The following is a 16,947-nucleotide window of genomic DNA, read 5'->3' on the forward strand; positions in this document are numbered from 1 at the left end:
AGGGAGAATCGCAGGTGCCGTTCAGAACTATGTCGACGGATGAAATGCGTAGTATTGTCCGTCACCAGATCGAAACCCTAGAACGTTGGCTGCGCCGCTTGATCCACGACGCTATGCAAGAGCATTACGAAGGCATGCTTTCACGCTTGCCGATGAAGAAGGACATCCTTAACAAGGCTACTGCCCGCCGGCAAAAGGAGCCGAGCCGTTATCCTCGGGACGTCGACGCCCTTCTTTTCGAGGACCTTATCGCCATCATTTGTCACCCTCAGCAGTACGCCCACTTCCAGGACGCGCTCTGCGGGGCTTTTCCGAACGGCGAGAGCGAGGCACGCACCTATCTCATTCGTATCGCCGACGCGAGAAATCCGCTTGCGCATGCCAATGAAATTACTAGCCATCAAGCGCTTCGGGTTGCCTGCTACTCAACCGATGTCATTGACTCACTGAAAGCCTACTACAAGAGAATCAACATGGCTCAGGTTTATAATGCGCCTTCTTTCATTCGTATTTGGGATGACCGAGCAAATATCGGCGACGCTAACGGACTCCCAACGAATGGTGCCGTACGCTACTTTGATTTTAAGGCTACGCAACTCTACCCGGGTGACGTCTTGCATTTGGAGGCCCAGCCAGACGAAAGCTTCCCGGAGGATTCATACCACATTGCCTGGGTCGTGAACAATGTCGCCTTCCCTCAAAGTGGCACAGGGCGGAAGTTCTCGGTCATGATCGAAAACCAACATGTCTCTGCAGGCGGCTTCATGGTCAGTGTGGAAATGATCTCGAATGAAAGTTGGCACCGATACGGCAATGCAGACGACCGAATCACTCTCCATTATTCGGTATTGCCGCCTGTATAGGGGCGCGCTCGTCAGAAGGGGCGTCTGCAGTTGCAGATGAAACGTTGAAGCCTAATCAAGTCCCCTACCATCCAATCCGATGCTTTTGTTCCGTCTCCTTGTGACGCACATCGTCATCCGTGTGCAAGTACTGGCTGGTGGTCTTCAGCGATTCATGCCCCAAATTGTCGCGGATCGAGCGCAGGTCAATCGTAAGCGTCCGCCCAGCACCGTCTTCCGTCTCTGATTGGGATCGCCCAGAGTGGCACCCACCAGATATTTGGTGGGGACCACTTTGGCTACGAATGGCATCACGCGGGTGACCCGCAAGGGGCGTCCGAACTACCCGATCGACTTCAAACGCCACCTCGCCGGTCTCGCGTGCGAGCCGGGGATCTCAGTCGCGAAGCTCGCACTCGAGCATGGCCTCAACGCCAACCTGCTGTTCAAGTGGCGCCGCTACTACCGCGCCGGACTGTTCGGCAGGCCACAGTCGGAGCATGTAGCTGGGATGCCTGGCAGGACCATGATGCCGAAACTGCTGCCGGTGGTGACCTTGTCGCCCACCGCGGGCCAGGACATGGAGGAGGCGAAACAGTCGGTGGCGCTCGAGATCGTCATCGGCAGTGCGACCGTGCGGGTGCTCGGCGAAGTCAGTCGCGAGGCGCTGCGCACGGTCCTCGACTGCCTGGCCGAGCGGACATGATCGGGCTGCCGGCGGGCACCCGGATCTGGCTCGTGGCCGGCGTCACCGACATGCGCCGCGGCATGGACGGTTTGGCCGCGCTGGTGCAAGGCGCGCTGGGCGAGAATCCGTTCTCGGGGCACGTGTTCATCTTCCGCGGCCGGCGCGCTCACCTGGTGAAGCTCTTGTGGTGGAGCGGCGACGGGGTGTGCCTCTTTACCAAGCGGCTCGAGCACGGCCGCTTCGTGTGGCCGCAGGCGACTGACGGCGCAGTCCATCTCACCGCGGCGCAATTGTCGATGCTGCTCGAAGGCATCGACTGGCGTCGGCCCCTGCGCAGCTGGCAGCCCGAATGTGCGGCATAGTAGGGTTGCCGGGGGCTGTTCACACGGGGTCGGCTCGCGTAGACTCGCCTCATGGACTCGACCTCGCCCCTGCCCGATGATGCCACGCTGCTCAAGGCGATGGTCGCGGCCCAGCAGGTCGAGATCGAGCGACTGAACTTCATCATCGCGAAGCTGCGCCGGGCACAGTTCGGCCGCCGCTCTGAGCAGCTCGACGAGACGATCGGCCAACTGGAACTCTCGCTCGAGGAGCTCGAGGCGGTGCGCGCCGAGCGCGCCGTCGCCGTTTCCCCGAGCATTCCCGGCACCGAATCCGAACGCGCCGCGCGCGAGCCGTTGCCGGCGCACCTGCCGCGCGAGCCGCTCGAACATGCGCCGCAGGCGAGCTGCTGCCCGGACTGCGGTGGCGCGTTGAAGCGGCTCGGCGAAGACGTGAGCGAAATGCTCGAGTACGTGCCCGACTCCTTCCGGGTGATCCGCCACGTGCGCCCGAAGCTTGCCTGCGCCCGCTGTGACGCGATCGTTCAGGCGTCGGCACCGAGCCGCCCGATTGCCCGCGGGCGGGCCGGTGCGGGACTGCTCGCCCATGTCCTCACCGCCAAGTACTGCGACCACCTGCCGCTCTACCGCCAGAGCGACATCTACGCCCGGGCGGGCGTGACGCTTGAACGCTCGACGCTCGCCGACTGGGTCGGCCAGTGCAGCGCGCTGCTGCGCCCGCTCGTTGAAGCCCTCAACCGCTACGTGCTCGCAGCCGCCAAAGTCCACGCCGACGACACCCCGGTGCCCGTACTGGCGCCGGGCGAAGGCAAGACCCGCACCGGGCGGCTGTGGGCCTACGTGCGCGACGATCGCCCGGCCGGCGCCCGCGCGGCGCCCGCCGTATGGTTCGCCTACTCGCCGAACCGGCGCGGCGCACACCCCCAGGCGCACCTCAAGGCATACCAAGGCATCCTGCAAGCCGACGCCTTCGCCGGCTACGAGCCGCTGTATGCCGATGGAGACATCGTCGAGGCCGCCTGCTGGGCGCACGCCCGGCGCAAGTTCTACGAGCTCGCGAAGGCGCATGCCTCGCCGATCGCCACCGAGGCGCTCACGCGTATCGGCGCGCTCTACGAGATCGAGGCCGCCATTCGCGGGCAGCCGCCCGACGTGCGACGCGAGGTGCGCCAAGCGCGCGCCGTGCCGCTGCTCGACGGGCTCCAGCACTGGCTCGGCGAGACGCTCACCAAGATCTCGAAGCGTTCGGCGCTGGCCGAGGCGATCCGCTATGCGCTCACGCGTTGGCCGGCGCTCACCCGCTACGCCGCCGACGGGCGTATCGAGATCGACAACAACGCCGCCGAGCGGGCGCTGCGCACCGTGGCGATCGGCCGCAAGAACTACCTCTTTGCCGGCTCGGACGCCGGGGGCGAGCGCGCGGCCGCGATCTACAGCCTGATCGGCACGGCCAAGCTCAACGACCTGGATCCGGAGGCCTACCTGCGCCACGTGCTCGCGCGCATCGCCGAGCACCCGGTCAACCGCATCGAGGAGTTGCTGCCATGGAACGTCGAACTCGCCCCGGTCGAAGCAAACCAGGAAGCCGCGTAGCGCCAGGCCCGGCGGACGATCCGCTGGCCGGCCTCCCCAACGTCACCACCCTGATCGAGACCGAAGGGCAAATCACCCTCGGGCAGTTGTACCCCGTCGGCTGCGTCGCCATCGCCAACGACGACCACAACTGCCTGGCTATGCTCCAGCGCCGCGACGGCGAAACCCTCTACGAGCTCCTGATCCGGCTTGATGCCGCCATCAGCCGCGCATTGCGCGACGGAGAGTTCACCGACGAGATCAACGCCTCGGACTGAGGGCCGCACAAGACGGTCGGCACCGGACGCTTACGGTCAATCTGCTGATCAGCCATATGCGAACCGGCGGTGTGCCGTAGCCAGTGCGCCGAGGCCCGCTCGAGTTGATCGGCTCGAGCGGCGTATCCCTCGCCACGTTGCCGTAGCCGGGACGCTGCGCCGTCGAAGACCCTTTTTACGATCGCATGTAACGCGGCTCGGGTCAGCGGCTCCCGTGATTTGCCAATGGGAAGCACGAGCGGCGTGTCTTCAGTGGGCGTAGGGTAGGGGGCAAGCCCACATTCACGCCGATACCGGGCAAGTTCCACCATCATTTCATTGGTGGCCGGTACCAATCGTTCCTTCTCGCCCTTGCCGAGCACTTCCAGCCACCAACGCTCCTCGCCGTCCCGATCGCGCCGGCAGAAGAAGGTGCCCATGGTGTTGTAGCCGACTTCGGAGATCCGCAGCCCGCCCAGGTAGAGGAGGGTGAAGAGCCACCGGATGCGAAAATAGTGGACCCGCTGCCTATCGGTCTCGCACGGCATGCCCTCGATGTAGGCCTTTACCTCCTGCCAGAGATCGGGGTCGAGGTAACGCGTGATGCGAGGTTTGGGGCGACGAGTACGATGCCGCGACAACGACAGCGGATTGCCGGCCAGGTAGCCGGCCTCCACGAGCCACGCGAACATCACGTTGAGGATCACCATCGCTTGCCGCTGGCTTGTCGGGGCCAGTGGTCCATAGAACGGGCGCCAGCGTGGATCCGCCCGCGGATGCTTGCGGCCGGCGCCGGCCACCCATTTGTCGCGCGGCTGCGGATCGGCCAGAAAACGCTGGTACACGAGGAAGTCCTCGTGCGTGAGCGACGAGATCGGCCGTCCGAGCTGAAACACCGCCCAGAGGTACAGCCGCTCGGCTTCCTTGCGGTAGTTGTCGAAGGTCGTGCGCGTGTCGGCAAAGCGCGCGAGCCACGCCTGGATGGCCTGCAGATCGTTGGCGGCTGCGATCTGGGCCACCTTGCCGATGGCGCGATTGTGGCCTTGGCTGCCGTCCAGATCCGACGGCAGCCGAAGGCCCTCGAACGGGCCGGGAACCAAGAGGGAATCAGTCATTGTGCGCATCCTCGGAACGATCCCAGGACTCATTATTTTCCATCCATGGACGTGCCGCAAGTTTTCGACATTAGAGTCATAATGTCAAATATCATGCCAAAATCGCAATAAATCGTACGTGTTACGTTGTATTATTTGAAAATTACCGTCAAACATCGCCGCCTGTCCTGTGGGCAACCGTCGCAGCCATGAACATTGAAAGCGAAATCCGTGAGGCCATCGACGCGCTGCGCGACACGACGGCGAACACCCAAGAGCTGTATCGCGAGGCTTGCGCGCTGTTGTTCTTCCGCTACGGCATTACGCCGACTGCGAATAAGCTCTACCAGTTCGTCAGGAAGGGGAGTATGTCGGCGCCGGCGGAAGCCTTGGCGCGCTTCTGGGAGGAACTGCGAGAGAAGAGCCGGGTTCGCATCGAACACCCCGACCTTCCCGACCCCCTGAAAGCGGCAGCAGGGGAGTTGGTCGGGCGGCTATGGAATGATGCCCAAGCAGCAGCACACGAAAATCTGAGTGCGTTCCGACAGGAGGCCGACGCTCGCGTCGCCGCGGCCGACGCTGCAACGCGGCGCGTCAAGCACGACTGGCAGGCTGCCAACGACGAGCTCGAGCATCTGCACGAGGCCATAGATCAAGCATCGGAGCGCAACCTTTCACTGGAACGCGCTGTGGCAGCGGAGCGCGCGGAAAAGGAGGCGCTTGCCCGAGAGCTTTCGGCAGCACGGCAACTGCACCAGGCGCACGAAGCGGAACTTTCCATGGCACGCAAGGACTTTGCGTCCGAGCTCGAAAAGCTACGTGATGCCTTGCGGCGTGCAGAGGATCGCTACGAAGCGACCGAGAAGCGGGCTCTGCTAGAAATCGACCACGAGCGCACCGCCACTGCGAAAGTGCAGAAGGAACTGGCTCAACTGCGGCAGGCGAATGTGGATCTTATTCAACGTCAGCGCGACGAACTCGGTGCCCTACAACGGGAGCTGGGCGGCGTCCGCCAAGCCTTTGGGGCCGCAGAAGGCAGCCTCAACAAGATGAATGAGGTCGCGGGGCAGCACATTGCACAGATCGACGCGATGCGCGGGCAGCTTTCACAGCGAACAACCGAGGTCGCGCTCCTGCGGCGCGAGTTGGAGCTCCGTGACGAGAAGATCAGGACTATGGCCCAGCAAATGCTGCCTGCGCCAGAACCGGGCGATGCACGCCCCAGCGCGAAGCCGAAGGCGCGAAAACGGGAACCGTCGTCGCCGGTTGCAGTTGCGGGGGCTGTAACCACAACACCACCCCCGAAAGCTCGATAGATGAGGATCGCTACACGATTGGTCGCGGATCTTCACTTTCACTCATCGTCCGTGATGTTGTCGTTGGGATAGGATCGCTGCACCTCCGGCGAGCAGGCATGCGCAAACCTTATGAAGGGGAGGTGGCGAGAGGATGAAGATTGGTCAGGTACTTTCGGATATTTCAAATCAAGAATAAAATATAAATATTCCAAATTTAGAATAAATTCATGCATGTCGGCTTGGTCAGAACGACGGGGCAACTTACCCCTCTACTTCAGCGCCTGCGCAAGGCCCGTGGCTGGAGTCAGGCCGAATTGGGGTCACGTATCGGTTTGTCGCAAGAGCGCATTTCCGCGATTGAGCGAGCGCCGGAGTCGGTCTCCTTCGATCAGCTTCTGACTGTGTTGATGGCGTTGAACGCCGAGTTCATCGTTCAGACGCGCGAACCCGTCGAAGACAACTTCCCGTGGTAGTCGAGGGGCTAGTGATGCCACTAAGCGGTCACTTTGGGGACCAGCATCAATCGAGGCTTCCGTAGCGTCCAGCATCAGCAGGTCGTGCGCAGTTGAACTCATGCATCTGCCCGAACCCCTTGTTCACGGCTAGCCGGTAACTTAACGCGTTGCTGACGAGCGAACTACGGGCATGCGATGCCCTCCATATCTACTGATACGGTCGGCATGTGTCCAAGAAGAAATCTCCTTCAGGAGTGCAGTGGTGGGTCCGCTGGGAGGCCAAGCGATTTCGATGCAGTGTCCACGCTTTGTCATCCCGGCAATCGCATCAGCAATTCGTGTCGTACAAGCGCCCCGGCGGCCTGCGGGTCGTAGAGGATGCCAGTGCGCAGCAACGGCTCCATGTCCGAGCAGAAGCCGTGGTCGGAAAGGTGCGCGTCGAGCTGGTCAAGAAAATCCTGGCGAGGAACTGTCGCCCCCTCCAGGCTCATGTAATGCTGGAATGCGTCGATGACCCGGGACGCTTCGACTGGCATCGCGCTGGGTGCCGAAAGCGCCCAATACAGGTCAAACAGGTCGCGGCCACGGCGACGCTGGAAAAGCGCGCGCAACTTGGTGCCGAGCATTTCGTTGATATCGAAAGAGTTAACGTGGGCGCTCTGTACCTCATCGTGATACTTCACCTCGAACGGTAACGTGACCACGGGGTTGTACGGTATGCGTTCCGTGACGTTGGCCTCCACAACAATTGTGAGGACGCGTCGTTGCTCGATAACGGACGGCACTTCATAGATGACCCGGAGCACGCGGGAAGGCCTTGCGAGGTTGCGAACGGCGAGCTTCACCGACTCCCAGCCCCAGCGCTTAGGCTTCCCCAGCACCGGCAGCAGTACGCGCTTGATGGCCGCCCGCAGATGCTCTTCGGGGCGTTCGCCGATAGCGACGAGGTCGATGTCCTCCGAATAGCGGCTGGGCGGAGCCAGATGCACTTTGTGCAAGACAGTGCCCCCGCGCATGGCAATCTGCTCCTGCAGGAAGGCATCGCAGAACAACGCGACCATGGCGCGAGACAGGAGGAGGTCCTGCTCGACCTGGTGCTGCAGCGACCAGGGCACATTGGCCTGGTGCAGCAGAACGTCTCGTCGGGTCAGGCGGTTCATGGCTGAAGCTCCAGGGAAATATTGGCAAGAACGTTCCAGCGGCTGCTGACAGTCGGCGTACGGTCAGAGGGCACGGCTTGACCAGGCTCCAGTAGGACCAGATTGGTACGCAACTTATCAAGGTGTTGTGCGACGACGTCGGCAAACCGAACGCCGCCGAGCCGCTCCAGGACAAAGCCGAAACGTTGAACGTGAGCAGTCGCAACACCGGCCTTGAGGGCTTCTGCCAGGCGGGTACGGGTGAATGCCTTGAGCAGGGGCGCCAGAGTTTCGGCTGCGCGCTCGATTCCGCCCAAGCGGTTGGCGTAGGCTACGAGATCCAGTGCGGTGGCTTCCGGTGTGCTGATGTTCAACGGGGCCTGCGCTTGTGCAGGAGACTGGACCGGCGTCGAACGGATATCCCCCTTAACGAAGAATTGCAGGCGCAGTCGCCCCACTTCGATGTCGCGGTGCGGCCGGTCGGTGATGACCTGCGTCACCTGAATCGCCTGTGCCGCGGAGCCGTATTCGGCGGCTGCGGACTGGAGCGCAACATAGTATGGGCGATTGAGCCACCTGAAGTAGTCGTCCAGCCACCAGGCGGGCGGAGGCGCCCCGATGGCTCGATGTTCCGGGCTCACGATGAGATAGAAGGGTTGCCGCGGCATGACCCGCCGAACTAGGCCGTCGAGTCGGAGTAGCTGATTGCGAGCGGCAATCGGCGACAACCCGGTTTGCGCAACAAGCTCGTCTTGGGTGAAGGCGACCCGGCCGACAGCGAGCTGGCCTTCGATGAAGCGCCCCACCGCCCCGCGCCGGCGGGCTTCTGGTAATGCACGACTTGTTGAATTTTGCATTTTCACATTGTAGCGTAGCACGCTACGTTATGAAAATTATAAAGGTGCGCTTCATCAAGCGTACCTTATCCCCCTAGTTCGCCCTATTGGGTAGTTCTCGAGGACATCCTCTAGCTAGAAGTGGTGTGCCCGAGCCATCCATAAAAAGGGTTCATCGCGTTTTTCCGGGGAAGGCGGCCTTGATCTTCAGGAAGAAATAGGCTGAGTCGCGGAACCCGTAGGCCATGCGCTTGATGACCTTGATGCGGTTATTGACGCCTTCGAGGACGCTGGTGTTGAGCGGGAAGATGGCTGAGGCGAGAATGCCTCGTAGGTACTTGCGCAGCCGTTTGGCGAAGGCGATGGCCGGCGCGATCCCGCTGTCGATGGCCAAGCGATACCAGTGCTTCCATCTTCGTGCCCCTTCTCGCACGGTCGGGGCGAACCAGACTTCCTTGATGGCCGTCTTGAGAAGATAGACAGTGGCCAGTGGCGCGTTGGCCGCCAGCAACTCGTCAAGCTTGACCGCCTGCTCGTTGCCGAGGTTGTCGCGGTTACGCAGCAACAGCCAGCGAGAGCGCTTGATCACCTGACGCTGTGCCGGCGCGCTGCGCAAGGCGTTGGCCTGATCGACCCGCACCCGATCGACCACTTCCCGACCGAAGCGCGCGACGACGTGAAACAGGTCATAGACTACTTCTGCGTTCGGACAATGGGCTCGCACCTCCAGATCGAAGGCGGTGTTCATGTCCATCGCGACGGCTTCGATGTGTTGGCAGCCTTCTTCGCCGAGCAGTTCGAAGAATGGTCGGATCGCCTCGCGACTGTTGCCTTCTCCGACCCACAGCACCCGCATGCGTTCAGCATCCATGATCACCGTCGCGTAGCGGTGTCCCTTGTGCAGGGCGAACTCATCCATCACCAGCCGACGCACCCCCTGGGCCTCGAAATCGCCGTACCGGGCCTGCAGGCGTCGCTGGTCGATGCGCTTGATGGTGTGCCAGTGCAAACCGGTCAGTTCGGCAACATGGGCAATCGGCAGCATCTGTACGAGCGCCTGGACCCAGGCTCGCAGTCGGTGCGTGATGCGCTCGCCCGCATCGAGCCAGCTCAGCCGCTCGGCCGCACGCGCGCCGCACTGATAGCAGTCGAGCCGCCGGATCGGCACGTCCAGCCAGACCCGTCGGTCAAACCAGTCTCGGTCGCGCACCCGGCGCCGCCGTCGCTCATGAATCAGGACGCACTCACTGGCGCAACGCCCGCATCGGGGACGGTAAGAGGGGACTTCAGAAAGGGACAGAAGCAGCGAACCGTCGGTTCGCTCCTGGGATGAATCGACGACATGGCCTTCCCAGAAGACCAGGCCCAACATAGCATCTCGCATGACGGGGAAGAGGAAGGGGATCGGTTTGTTTGGCGACTGCCAATCTACCAACCTCCGACCCGTCAACCTCTACTTTCCCCAGATCGCGCGAAGAACCATAAAAAGCGGACGAGTCACGTGTGGCTCGTCCGCTTCAAAATACCCCGCGTCTAGCAACACGTTAAGTTACCGGCTAGTGTTCAGGGCGGCGAAGGGCTTGAATTTAGTTGTGCGATTTCACGGACTGTGGCAGTCTTTAACCGCTGCGGGTGTTACATGCGGGTGTTACAATTCTCAAGTCTGAATAAATATTCGCTGATTATTCAGATACTTGCGAGTTGGATTTGAGCTTCCCGCTCTCTCCGCCAGAATGCCTTATAAGGCCCTGATCAATCAGGGCTTTTTTATTTTGTTGCTCTGCGTTCGACAAACCGGACTACACTGCGCGCGTTCGAGTGCGGTTCATACGTTCGGGCTGCCGCCTGTGCGATCTCGCGCCGCTGGCGGTCTCCCTTAAAGACCTGCCACCTTGCGCAACATTTCACAGCGCCCAACTTTGTAGGAAGCGTGGGGATCACTTTAGGTGCCAAAGCACCGCGAAAATGAGGCCTAAACTCCAGAATCCGAGGATTCTTGCCGTCGATGCCTCCTTCTGAATCACCGCTAGGCGCCCTTCAAGTAGTCCTATGCTCTCCCGGATCACCGACTTCGCCTCATAGTCCGCATTGACGATGAAAGTCATCAGCCCGCCCGCGATCATCCCCGATGATGACGGTGCCCTTGGGGTCGTGTTGCCCCATGCCTTGCAGGCACCGCGAACAACCCTTCGGGAGGTGTTGGCGTGGCGGGCAACGTGCATGGTGATAACCAGTTCGACGTGATCGTGGTGGGCTCCGGGGCCGGAGCGCTGGCTTCTGCGGTGGTGGCCGCGGACAACGGCCTTTCGGTGCTGGTTGTGGAGAAAAGCGACAAGTTCGGTGGGACCTCGTCGATTTCCGGCGGCGGGATCTGGATCCCGAACAACCATCACTTCGCGGCCAAGGGCGGCAACGATAGCTACGACAAGGCGCTAGAGTACCTGAACGCGGCGACCGGTGGCGTGGTGCAGGAGTCGCGGCTGCGGGCCTACCTCGATAACGCGCCGAAGATGATCAAGCACCTGGAAGACAGGAGCCGGGTGCGTTACGCGGTGGCCGAGAAATATCCGGATTACTACCAGCACCTGCCGGGCTCGCTGCCGGGCGGGCGGACGCTGGACCCCGAGCTTTTCGATACCAGCGTGCTGGGGGACGAGCTGCCCAACCTGCGCCAGGGGGCACCGTCCAACCTGTTGATGGGGCGCATCGCGTGGACGGCGCGGCAGGCGCACAAGGCGATGGCGCGCGAGTTCGGCTGGCGGCTGATGGTGCTCGGCCTGATGCTGCGCTTCAAACTGGACCTGGCGTGGCGGCGCAAGTCGAAGTTCGACCGGCGCGCGGCTTTGGGCACGGCGCTGATCGCGTCGCTGCGGCGCTCGCTGCAGGACCGCCAGGTGCCGCTGTGGCTGAAGACCGAATTCCGTGATTTGATCATTGAAGGCGGCCGGGTGTGCGGGGCGCGCGTGGTGCGCGAGGGGCGCGAGGTGGAAGTGCGCGCGCGGCGCGGCGTGGTCTTCGCGTCGGGCGGCTTCGAGCAGAACCAGGCCCTGCGCGAACGCTATCTGCCGCAGCCGACGCAGGCCGCGTGGAGCGCGACGCCGCCGGGCAACAACATGGGGGCGGCGCTGGAGGCGGGCATCGCGGCCGGTGCGGCTACGGCCTTGCTGGACAAGGTCTGGTGGGCGCCGACGATCCGGGTGCCGAAGGAGGAGAAGCCGCGCGGCGTGTTTGCCGAGCGCGCCTTCCCCGGAGCCGTTGTCGTGAACGGGCAGGGGAAGCGCTTCGTCAATGAAGCGGCGCCTTACCTGGAGTTCGTCGATGGGATGTACCGGGACCAGCAGAAGAGCGGCGCCAGGTCGATCCCCGCGTGGGTGATCTTCGACGCGAGCTTCCGCTTCAACTACGCGATGGGGCCGCTGATGCCCGCGCAGATCATGCCCGACAGCCGCCTGAAGAAGGAGTGGCTGGGCACGGTGTATTGGAAGGCGCCGACGCTCGCCGAACTGGCCGCGCAGATCGGCGTCGATGCGCAGGGGCTCGAGGAAACCGCGCACAAGATGAACGAGTACGCACGCACCGGCCTGGACGCGGACTTCGCGCGCGGCGGCAACGTGTTCGACCGCTACTACGGCGACAGCAACGTGAAGCCCAACCCCTGCCTCGCACCGATCCGGAAGGGGCCGTTCTACGCGATGCGCCTCGACGCGGGCGACATCGGGACCAAGGGCGGCCTGCTGACGAACGAGCACGCGCAGGTCGTGCGCGAGGACGGCACGCCGATTCCCGGGTTGTACGCGATCGGCAACTGCTCGGCGGCGGTGATGGGCACGGGCTACCCCGGCGCGGGCGCAACGATCGGGCCGGCGATGACCTTCGGCTACATCGCGGCGAATCACTTGGCGACGGCAGCGTGAGGGGCACGACGATGAGCGAGTTGGTGGCGGACACCATTCCCGCGCTGCTGCTGCACGCGGCCGAGGCGTATGCGGGGCGTGTGGCGATCGAGGACGGGGCGGTGCGCATCGACTACCGCGACCTGCCCGCGCGGGCGCTGGAAGTGGCGCGCGCATTGATGGCGGCCGGGATCGCGCACGGCGACCGCGTCGCGATCTGGGCGCCGAACTGTCACGAGTGGGTGCTGGCCGCGCTGGGCGTGCATTGCGCGGGCGCGGTGATGGTGCCGATCAACACGCGCATGAAGGGCGCCGAGGCGACCGATGTCATCGGGCGCAGCGGCGCGCGCGTGCTGTTCGTGGTCGGGGAATTCCTCGGCGCGGACTATCCAGCGATGCTGGCGCCGCTGCGGCCGGATACCCTGGAACGCGTCGTCGTGCTCGGCGGTGACGCGGCGCGCGGCATTCGCGATGGCGAGTGCGCGTGGGCGGCGTTCCTCGCCGGCGCGGCCGGGGTGAGCGAGGCCGATGCGCGCGCGCGGGCGCGGGCGGTGCGCCCGGAGGATCTGTCGGACCTGATGTTCACGTCCGGCACCACGGGCAAGCCCAAGGGCGTGATGAGCACGCACGGCGCCTGCGTGCGTGCCTTCAGCGAATACGTCCGCGTCATCGGCCTCGTCGCGGGCGACCGCTACCTGATCGTGAATCCCTTCTTCCACGCCTTCGGTTACAAGGCCGGCTGGCTGACCTGCCTGATCGGCGGGGCGACCATCCTGCCGCATCCGGTGTTCGACGCCGAAGCGGTGTTCCGCCGCATCGAGGCCGACCGCATCACCGTGTTGCCCGGGCCGCCGACGCTGTACCTGTCGATGCTCGCCCATCCGCGCCTGGCCGAGACCGACCTCGGGAGCCTGCGCATCGCCGTCACCGGCGCGGCGACGATTCCGCCGGTGCTGATCGAGCGCATGCGCCGCGAACTCGGGTTCTCGGTGGTCACGACGGCCTACGGCCTTACCGAATGCGGCGGCCTGGCGACGATCTGCGACCCGACCGACGACGCCGAGACGGTGGCCGGCACGAGCGGGCGCGCGATTTCCGGCACCGAAGTGCGCATCGTCGATGGCGACAACCGCCCCCTGCCGGCGGGCGAGGCGGGCGAGATCTGCCTGCGCGGCTTCCACGTCATGAAAGGCTACTTCGGCGACGCCAAGGCCACTGCCGAGACCATCGACGCCGAGGGCTGGCTGCACACCGGCGACGTCGGCACGCTGGATGCGCGCGGCTATCTGCGCATCACCGACCGCCTCAAGGACATGTTCATCGTCGGCGGCTTCAACTGCTATCCGGCGGAGATCGAGGCGGCGCTGACCGAGCATCCGGCGATCGCGCAGGTCGCGGTGATCGGCGTGCCCGACGAGCGCATGGGCGAGGTGGGCTGCGCCTGCGTGGTGCTGCGCCCGGGCCGGCAACTCGACGAACCGGGCCTCATCGCGTGGTCGCGCGAGCGCATGGCGAACTACAAGGTGCCGCGTTTCGTGCGCTTCCTGCCCGCGCTGCCGGTCAATGCGTCGAACAAGGTGATGAAGAACGAGCTGCGGGCGCTGGTTGGCGCGATGTAGGGTGGGGCGGGGTACGTCACGCTGGGTATAGATGCCTGCCCCGGCTCTCCACGCGGGAGTTGAGGCAGGCCTTCCCTGTTGGGTTCAGCGGCCTTCGAAACGCGGCGGCCGCTTTTCGATGAAGGCCTGCATGCCTTCCTTCTGGTCATGCGACGCGAAAAGCAGCGCGTTGGCCTTGCGTTCGAGCGCGAGGGCCGTGTCGAGCGGGGCGTCGACGCCGGCGAGGATCACTTCCTTGATCTGCTCGGCGGCGAGCGGCGGCATCGCGGCGATGTCGCGGGCGAGTTCGAGCGCGGTGTCGAGCACGCGCTCGTCGGCGACGAGGTCGCTGACGAGGCCCGCGACCCAGGCGTCGTGTGCACTGATCGGTTGGCCGGTGAGGGCCATGCGCATGGCCTTGACCTTGCCGACCGCGCGCACCAGCCGTTGCGTGCCGCCGATGCCGGGCATGATGCCGATGCGGATCTCGGGCTGGCAGAAGCGCGCGCCTTCGCCGGCGACGATGATGTCGGCAAGCATCGCCAGCTCGCAGCCCCCGCCGTAGGCGTAGCCGCAGACCGCAGCGATGACCGGTTTGGGGCAGTGCCGGATCGGTGCCCACAGGCGTTCGGTGTGGCGCCGGTAGATGTCGATAGGGCCGACGCCCGCCATGCTGGTGATGTCGCCGCCGGCTGCGAAGACCTTGTCGCCACCGGTCAGCACGATGCAGCGCACGTCGGCGTCGTCGGCGAGTTCGCTGAAGCGTTGCGCGAGCAGGGCCTGCAATTCGAGGCTCAGCGCATTCGCGGCCTGGGGGCGGTTCAGGCGCAGCACGGCGATGCCGGCTTCAGGCCGTTCCAGCAGGACGGGCAGGGAGCGTTGGTCGGACATGGGTTCCTCTTCAAACGGACAACGCCGTTCGCCCTGAGCCTGTCGAAGGGCGGGTTCCCGCCAAGGCTTCGACGGGCCTGCCCCGAGCTCGGCGAAGGGCTCGGCCCGGACGATATTTCCAGGTGCAGCCGATTATTCGGCCCGCCCCTTCCTGCCTCATCGTCCGTTCAGACGACGTAGGGCTTGTCGCCGCTTGCTTAAATTGCGACCAGGGCAGCATTCAGGAGATCGCAGTGGCAATCGGCGCAGGGCTCGATTTCGAGGGCAAGGTGGTCTTGGTGACGGGCGGGGCGAAGGGCGTCGGGCTGGGCATCACGCGCAGCTTCCTCGCGGCAGGGGCGCGCGTGGTCGTATGCGGACGCAACGCGCCCGAGACCCTGCCCGAGACCGGAATGGCGCGGGCGGAGTTCATTGCCGCCGACGTGCGCGACCACGAGTCGCTGCAGGCCTTGTTCGCGGCGATCCGCGAGCGCCACGGCCGGCTCGACGTGCTGGTGAACAACGCCGGCGGGGCGCCTTTCGCGCTCGCCGACAAGGCGTCGCCGCGCTTTCATGAAGGGATCATCCGCCTGAACCTGATCGCCCCGCTCAACGTCGCGCAGTTGGCGAACGCGATGATGCAGGAGCAGGAAGGCGGCGGCGTGATCGTGTTTATCGGCAGCATCAGCGCGCTGCGCGCCTCGCCCGGTACGGCCGCCTACGGCGCCGCGAAGGCGGCGGTGCTGTCGCTCGCGCAGTCGCTGGCGGTGGAGTGGGCGCCCAAGGTGCGCGTCGTCGCGGTCAGCCCTGGCCTGGTGCAGACCGAGCAGTCGCACCTGCACTACGGCGACGACGCCGGCATCGCGGCGGTTGGCGCGACGATCCCCGCGGGACGCCTCGCCACGCCCGAGGACATCGGCAACGCCTGCGTGTTCATCGCTTCGCCGCTGGCGAGCTATGCCGGCGGCTGCAATCTTCTGCTCAACGGTGGCGGCGAACGGCCGGCCTTCCTGGCCGCCGGCGCGGCGCACCAATGAGCCCATGCGAACAACCCAAACGATGCTGGAGACGAAATTGGCCGTACAGGACTGGATGAGCGAAGTGCGGGCGATGGTGGGGCGCGAATACGGTCGCGTCTACGCCTGGGACGAAGTCAATGCGCCGATGATCCGCCAGTGGTGCGAGATCATGGGCGTCGAGAACCCGTTGTACACCGACGCCGCCTACGCCGCGACCACGGAGTACGGCACGATCGTCGCCCCGCCGGCGATGCTGCAGGCGTGGTGCCTGGAAGGGCTGCACGCGAACAATTACCCGCCCGGCTCGACGACGGAGAATCCGTACGAGGTGCTGCGCCTGTTGGAGGGGCAGGGCTATCAGTCGGTCGTTGCGGTGAATTCGGACCTCACGTTCGAGCGGTATGTGAAGGTCGGCGAGCGGCTGTACTACACGACACGGCTGGATGCGGTGGGCGAACAGAAGACCACTGCCCTCGGTACGGGCTACTTCGTCACGCTGATCATGAGCTTCTTCAGCGAGAAGCCCGCCGGGGACGAGAAGGTGGGCGCGCTGCTGTTCCGCATCTTCAAGTTCCGCCCCGCGAATGCGCAGCCCGCGGCCGACGCGCCCACGAGCGACGGTGCGCCGGCCGTGCCGAAGATCAAGCGTCCGAAACCCGGCATGAGCGACGACACGCGCTTCTTCTGGGAGGGGGCTGCCGCCGGCAAGCTGCTGATCCAGCGTTGCAAGTGCTGCGGCACGCTGCGCCATCTGCCGGGGCCGGTGTGCACGAAGTGCCACTCCTTCGAGTGGGACACCGTGGAGTCGGCCGGCAAGGGCAGCCTCTACTCCTTCGTCGTGATGCATTACCCGGAGGTGCCGCCCTTCGATTACCCGAATCCGGTCGGCCTGATCGAGCTCGACGAAGGCGTGCGCCTGATCGCCGGGCTCGTCGGGGTGAAGCGCAACGAGATCAGCATCGGGCAGCGCGTGCAGGTGGAGTTCCAGTCCTTCGACGACGGGGAGCTGACGCTGCCGCTGTTCCGCCCGGTGGCGCCGTAAGGG

Annotated in this window: 16 protein-coding genes; 11 read left to right on the forward strand and 5 right to left on the reverse strand. The window is 64.4% G+C overall.

Translation table 11 applies throughout. From position 1 onward, the window contains the following. Positions 1-14 precede the first annotated feature (14 nt). The 5 genes from CDA09_RS09290 (at position 15) to CDA09_RS09315 (ending at position 3,721) form a co-directional block, all read left to right on the forward strand. Positions 15-863 (forward strand): hypothetical protein, encoded by an 849-nt coding sequence (locus CDA09_RS09290; RefSeq protein ID WP_128106550.1) that lies wholly within the window; start codon positions 15-17, stop codon positions 861-863. Between the two features lie 274 nt (positions 864-1,137). Beyond that, positions 1,138-1,548 carry an IS66-like element accessory protein TnpA gene (gene tnpA, locus CDA09_RS09300; RefSeq protein ID WP_217351299.1) on the forward strand — a complete coding sequence of 137 codons (411 nt, stop codon included), beginning with the start codon at positions 1,138-1,140 and terminating at the stop codon, positions 1,546-1,548. Beyond that, the gene (gene tnpB, locus CDA09_RS09305) at positions 1,545-1,892 is read left to right on the forward strand and encodes an IS66 family insertion sequence element accessory protein TnpB (protein WP_121428365.1); all 348 of its coding nucleotides are present in this window, start codon (positions 1,545-1,547) and stop codon (positions 1,890-1,892) included. The genes tnpA and tnpB overlap by 4 nt, the downstream gene beginning before the upstream one ends. 51 nt (positions 1,893-1,943) lie before the next feature. Continuing rightward, complete coding sequence (tnpC, locus tag CDA09_RS09310; RefSeq protein WP_121428366.1) at positions 1,944-3,464, forward strand: IS66 family transposase; 1,521 nt, start codon at positions 1,944-1,946, stop codon at positions 3,462-3,464. After that, on the forward strand, positions 3,416-3,721 hold the full coding sequence (locus CDA09_RS09315) for a hypothetical protein (RefSeq protein ID WP_121428367.1): 306 nt from the start codon (positions 3,416-3,418) through the stop codon (positions 3,719-3,721). Before tnpC ends, CDA09_RS09315 begins: the two co-directional genes overlap by 49 nt. Here the strand turns inward: CDA09_RS09315 and CDA09_RS09320 are convergent. Next, positions 3,634-4,815 (reverse strand): tyrosine-type recombinase/integrase, encoded by a 1,182-nt coding sequence (locus CDA09_RS09320; RefSeq protein ID WP_286164441.1) that lies wholly within the window; start codon positions 4,813-4,815, stop codon positions 3,634-3,636. The genes CDA09_RS09315 and CDA09_RS09320 overlap by 88 nt on opposite strands. Before the next feature lie 188 nt (positions 4,816-5,003). Between CDA09_RS09320 and CDA09_RS09325 the strand changes: the two genes are divergently transcribed. Then, positions 5,004-6,110 carry a DNA-binding protein gene (locus tag CDA09_RS09325; protein ID WP_121428368.1) on the forward strand — a complete coding sequence of 369 codons (1,107 nt, stop codon included), beginning with the start codon at positions 5,004-5,006 and terminating at the stop codon, positions 6,108-6,110. 209 nt (positions 6,111-6,319) lie between these two features. Then, positions 6,320-6,565 carry a helix-turn-helix domain-containing protein gene (locus tag CDA09_RS09330; protein WP_121428369.1) on the forward strand — a complete coding sequence of 82 codons (246 nt, stop codon included), beginning with the start codon at positions 6,320-6,322 and terminating at the stop codon, positions 6,563-6,565. Positions 6,566-6,858: 293 nt separating this feature from the next. Here CDA09_RS09330 and CDA09_RS09335 read toward each other — a convergent pair whose 3' ends face one another. The 3 genes from CDA09_RS09335 to CDA09_RS09345 form a co-directional block, all read right to left on the reverse strand. After that, positions 6,859-7,707 (reverse strand): nucleotidyl transferase AbiEii/AbiGii toxin family protein, encoded by an 849-nt coding sequence (locus CDA09_RS09335; RefSeq protein ID WP_121428370.1) that lies wholly within the window; start codon positions 7,705-7,707, stop codon positions 6,859-6,861. Then, a complete protein-coding gene (locus CDA09_RS09340; protein WP_164844397.1) occupies positions 7,704-8,492 on the reverse strand; it encodes a type IV toxin-antitoxin system AbiEi family antitoxin domain-containing protein in 789 nt (262 codons plus the stop codon). The genes CDA09_RS09335 and CDA09_RS09340 overlap by 4 nt, the downstream gene beginning before the upstream one ends. A gap of 202 nt (positions 8,493-8,694) precedes the next feature. After that, on the reverse strand, positions 8,695-9,906 hold the full coding sequence (locus CDA09_RS09345) for an ISL3 family transposase (protein ID WP_121427713.1): 1,212 nt from the start codon (positions 9,904-9,906) through the stop codon (positions 8,695-8,697). Positions 9,907-10,726: 820 nt separating this feature from the next. On the opposite strand from CDA09_RS09345, the gene CDA09_RS09355 reads away from it, so the two are divergent. Then, on the forward strand, positions 10,727-12,436 hold the full coding sequence (locus CDA09_RS09355; protein ID WP_121428373.1) for an FAD-dependent oxidoreductase: 1,710 nt from the start codon (positions 10,727-10,729) through the stop codon (positions 12,434-12,436). A gap of 11 nt (positions 12,437-12,447) precedes the next feature. Next, on the forward strand, positions 12,448-14,034 hold the full coding sequence (locus CDA09_RS09360) for a FadD3 family acyl-CoA ligase (protein WP_121428374.1): 1,587 nt from the start codon (positions 12,448-12,450) through the stop codon (positions 14,032-14,034). An 84-nt stretch (positions 14,035-14,118) separates the two neighbouring features. Here CDA09_RS09360 and CDA09_RS09365 read toward each other — a convergent pair whose 3' ends face one another. Further along, complete coding sequence (locus tag CDA09_RS09365) at positions 14,119-14,904, reverse strand: enoyl-CoA hydratase (protein WP_121428375.1); 786 nt, start codon at positions 14,902-14,904, stop codon at positions 14,119-14,121. 233 nt (positions 14,905-15,137) lie between these two features. Here CDA09_RS09365 and CDA09_RS09370 point away from each other — a divergent pair, with 233 nt between their 5' ends. Together CDA09_RS09370 and CDA09_RS09375 are read left to right on the forward strand one after the other, a co-directional pair. Then, positions 15,138-15,920: an SDR family oxidoreductase gene (locus tag CDA09_RS09370; protein WP_174718425.1), complete on the forward strand. Its 783-nt coding sequence runs from the start codon at positions 15,138-15,140 to the stop codon at positions 15,918-15,920. Positions 15,921-15,924: 4 nt separating this feature from the next. Further along, on the forward strand, positions 15,925-16,944 hold the full coding sequence (locus CDA09_RS09375) for a bifunctional MaoC family dehydratase N-terminal/OB-fold nucleic acid binding domain-containing protein (protein WP_286164442.1): 1,020 nt from the start codon (positions 15,925-15,927) through the stop codon (positions 16,942-16,944). The last annotated feature ends 3 nt before the right edge of the window (positions 16,945-16,947 follow it).

The organism is Azoarcus sp. DN11 (assembly GCF_003628555.1).
Taxonomy (GTDB): Bacteria; Pseudomonadota; Gammaproteobacteria; order Burkholderiales; family Rhodocyclaceae; genus Aromatoleum.

What these genes read in the sequence shown, in the direction of transcription:
- tnpB (WP_121428365.1), top strand. Translation starts at nt 1,545, where the DNA reads ATGATCGGGCTGCCGGCGGGCACCCGGATCTGGCTCGTGGCCGGCGTC.
- tnpC (WP_121428366.1), top strand. Translation starts at nt 1,944, where the DNA reads ATGGACTCGACCTCGCCCCTGCCCGATGATGCCACGCTGCTCAAGGCG.
- CDA09_RS09315 (WP_121428367.1), top strand. Translation starts at nt 3,416, where the DNA reads ATGGAACGTCGAACTCGCCCCGGTCGAAGCAAACCAGGAAGCCGCGTA.
- CDA09_RS09320 (WP_286164441.1), bottom strand. Translation starts at nt 4,815, where the DNA reads ATGACTGATTCCCTCTTGGTTCCCGGCCCGTTCGAGGGCCTTCGGCTG.
- CDA09_RS09325 (WP_121428368.1), top strand. Translation starts at nt 5,004, where the DNA reads ATGAACATTGAAAGCGAAATCCGTGAGGCCATCGACGCGCTGCGCGAC.
- CDA09_RS09330 (WP_121428369.1), top strand. Translation starts at nt 6,320, where the DNA reads ATGCATGTCGGCTTGGTCAGAACGACGGGGCAACTTACCCCTCTACTT.
- CDA09_RS09335 (WP_121428370.1), bottom strand. Translation starts at nt 7,707, where the DNA reads ATGAACCGCCTGACCCGACGAGACGTTCTGCTGCACCAGGCCAATGTG.
- CDA09_RS09345 (WP_121427713.1), bottom strand. Translation starts at nt 9,906, where the DNA reads ATGCGAGATGCTATGTTGGGCCTGGTCTTCTGGGAAGGCCATGTCGTC.
- CDA09_RS09360 (WP_121428374.1), top strand. Translation starts at nt 12,448, where the DNA reads ATGAGCGAGTTGGTGGCGGACACCATTCCCGCGCTGCTGCTGCACGCG.
- CDA09_RS09365 (WP_121428375.1), bottom strand. Translation starts at nt 14,904, where the DNA reads ATGTCCGACCAACGCTCCCTGCCCGTCCTGCTGGAACGGCCTGAAGCC.
- CDA09_RS09375 (WP_286164442.1), top strand. Translation starts at nt 15,925, where the DNA reads ATGCGAACAACCCAAACGATGCTGGAGACGAAATTGGCCGTACAGGAC.